We start from the raw sequence: 3,018 nt of genomic DNA on the forward strand, positions 1-3,018 counted from the left end.
CGAATCCGCTCGCCCTCGACGGGCGCCGCATCGAGGGCGGCGGACCTTGGCGGTTTCTCCTGAAGTCCCGGCCGCTCCGCCATGCAGATCCGCAACGTCGCCATCGTCGCCCACGTCGACCACGGCAAGACCACCCTCGTCGACGCCCTGCTCCAGCAGAGCGGCACCTTCGCCGCCCACGAGGCCATCACCGAGCGCGTCATGGACTCGATGGACTTGGAGCGCGAGAAGGGGATCACGATCATGGCCAAGAACACGGCCGTCCGCTACACGACCGAGGCCGGCGACGACGTCAAGATCAACATCGTCGACACGCCCGGTCACGCTGACTTTGGCGGCGAGGTCGAGCGGACGCTCCGCATGGTCGACGGCATCATGCTCCTGGTCGACGCGGCCGAGGGGCCGCTGCCCCAGACGCGGTTCGTGCTCTCGAAGGCCCTGGCGCTCGGGTTGGTCCCGATCGTGGTCATCAACAAGATCGACCGCGGCGACGCGCGGGCCTCGGAGGTGCTGGACGAGATCTACGACCTGTTTATCGACCTCGATGCCGACGAGCACCAGCTCGAGTTCCCCGTGATCTACGCCGTCGCGCGTGACGGCGAGTGCACCCTCGACATGGCCGAGCCGCTGACGGACCTCCAGCCCGTCTTCGAGACCATCGTCAGCACGGTCCCCGCGCCGGCGGGCGATCCCGACGCGACGCTTCAGGTGTTGGTCACCGACGTCAAGCCCGACGCCTACCTCGGCCCCATCGCCATCGCCCGCGTCGTCAACGGCACCCTCGAGGTCAAGCAGCGCGTGTTGATGTGCCACCGGACCGGCGAGATCAAGGCCGCGCAAGTCACGAGCCTGTTCGTCTCCGAAGGTCTCGACCGCGTCGAGGCCGAGAGCGCCACGGCCGGCGACATCGTCTACATCGGTGGCATGACCGGCATCGGCCTCGGCGAGTCGCTGACCGACATCGAGGACCCGAAGCCGCTCGACGCCCTCGACATCGACGAGCCGACGCTGTCGATGGAGTTCCGCGTCAACGACTCGCCGTTCGTCGGTAAGGACGGCAAGTACGTCACGTCCCGCAACCTGCGCGACCGGCTGATGAAGGAGGGCGAGGCCAACCTGGCCTTGCGCATCGACGAGACCGAGAGCACGGACCGCTACCTCGTCTTCGGCCGGGGCGAGCTGCAGAGGGCGATTCTGATCGAGCAGATGCGGCGCGAGGGCTTCGAGTTCGCCGTCGGTATGCCGCAGGTGATCACGAAGGAGGTCAACGGCAAGCTGTCGGAGCCCTTCGAGCGCGCGACGATCGACGTGGCCGAGGAGTTCATGGGCGTCGTGATCGAGACGCTCGGGACGCGCAAGGGCATGATGGTCGAGATGAAGAACAACGGCTCGGGCCGCGTTCGCATGACGTTCGAGATCCCGGCACGCGGGCTCATCGGCTACCGGACCGAGTTTCTGACCGACACCAAGGGCACGGGCCTGCTCACCCACCTGTTCGACGGCTACCGCCCGTGGGCCGGCCCCATCACGCACCGCGCGACCGGCGCCATCGTGGCCGACCGTAACGGCAAGGTGACGCCCTACACCATCGTCAACCTGCAGGAGCGCGGTCAGCTGTTCGTCGAGCCCGGCGACGAGGTCTACAACGGCATGATCGTCGGCGAGAACGCGCGGGACGAGGACATGGAGGTCAACGCGACCAAGGAGAAGAAGCTGACCAACATGCGCGCGAGTGGCTCGGACAACTTCCTCAAGATGAACCCCTCGAAAAAGATGTCGCTCGAGGAGGCCATCGAGTTTATCCGCGACGACGAGCTGATCGAGATCACGCCGTCCTCGACGCGTCTCCGCAAGCGGCACCTCGACCCGCACGAGCGCAAGCGCGCCTCCCAGGCCCGCAAGAAGGAGGCGTAGCCCGTTCTCGAGGGAGGTCGGACTGCGTGTTTCATGGGCTGAGACCGACCGTCAAACGAAGGCCCGCGCCCGCCTCGCCCGTCGGCGTTACCAGCGTCGCGGGGGTGATCGTGACGGCCCGCCGCGCTCCGAGCCCGTACCCAATGAAGGCGCCGAGAGGGACAAGGCCGACGCTCAGGTACATTCCCGCGATCGCGGGGCCGAGTGCGCCGATGTCGGGTATCGTCAGGGCTACGCCGATCAGGACGGTGCCGGGGACCGCCCCGAGTGCGGCCCCCGCTATCGCCCCTCGCAGCGTTCCGTCCACGCCGAGCGCCTGGCCTATTCCATACGTTGCTGCCGTGACGCCGAGAGCGGCGCCAGCGGGAAGCAAGAGCGCGGCCTCGTCCCCCTCCGCGACCTCGGAGACGAGAAACAGGCCGGCTGCCAGGGAGCCCACCGCCGCCGAAGCCCCGACCGCGTAGATCCCGACGCCTTTCAAGACCGTTGCCGTGCGAGGGTCGTCGCCATTCGTCGCGGGGCCCTGCGCGCTGGCGGCGGTCGTGAGCAGGACGAGCAGAGCAAGTCGGAGCATGGGTTTCGGGCCGGCTGGCGACTATGGTATCCGCTTGCTAGCGTTGACGCCTGATGCAGATGCACCAGTCGCGTCGCGGTCTCTTCGTCGCCACGGCCGGACGCGCCCTCGAGGGCGTCTCAGGACCCACGTTCGTCCTCGAGGTCGGGCGATTGCAACTCGACACTGCGCGCGCCGTCCTTGGCTCCATGCGCGTTTCCCGCTCCGACCTTGAGGGCGCCGTCCAGGCCTCCGCCGCCGCCGTCCTGGGCGTCACCGACGTCGTCGAGTCCGCGCACGCGACCATCGCCCGGCCGTGGCGAAAGGAGAAGCGGACGCGCGGGATCTCGAAGTGGGTCTACCGTTCCGTCCGCGCCATCACGCGCGGCGTAGCGCGGCTGTTGGGCGTCACGCTGGCCGCTCGGCCCGGCGGTCCGGTCCGGGAGTCCGCCTCGCGGGACGCCGTCGTCGGGATCCTGAACGGCGCCTTCGGCGACACCCTCGAGGCCGAGGGCAATCCGCTCGCGCTTCGGACCGAGCTCCGCCACGAC

At 68.4% G+C, this 3,018-nt stretch carries 2 protein-coding genes and 1 pseudogene; 2 read left to right on the forward strand and 1 reads right to left on the reverse strand.

Annotated features, from left to right (window positions below):
- Positions 1–81: 81 nt before the first annotated feature.
- Positions 82–1,914 (forward strand): translational GTPase TypA, encoded by a 1,833-nt coding sequence (gene typA, locus WBA11_RS13170; protein ID WP_424521132.1) that lies wholly within the window; start codon positions 82–84, stop codon positions 1,912–1,914.
- 31 nt (positions 1,915–1,945) lie between these two features.
- Here the strand turns inward: typA and WBA11_RS13175 are convergent, their stop codons facing one another.
- On the reverse strand, positions 1,946–2,488 hold the full coding sequence (locus WBA11_RS13175) for a hypothetical protein (RefSeq protein WP_424521133.1): 543 nt from the start codon (positions 2,486–2,488) through the stop codon (positions 1,946–1,948).
- A 53-nt stretch (positions 2,489–2,541) separates the two neighbouring features.
- On the opposite strand from WBA11_RS13175, the pseudogene WBA11_RS13180 reads away from it, so the two are divergent.
- Positions 2,542–3,018: pseudogene (locus WBA11_RS13180) on the forward strand (hypothetical protein); the annotation flags it as partial.

This window comes from Rubrivirga sp., from assembly GCF_049648075.1.
In the GTDB taxonomy this organism is placed as follows: Bacteria; Bacteroidota; Rhodothermia; order Rhodothermales; family Rubricoccaceae; genus Rubrivirga.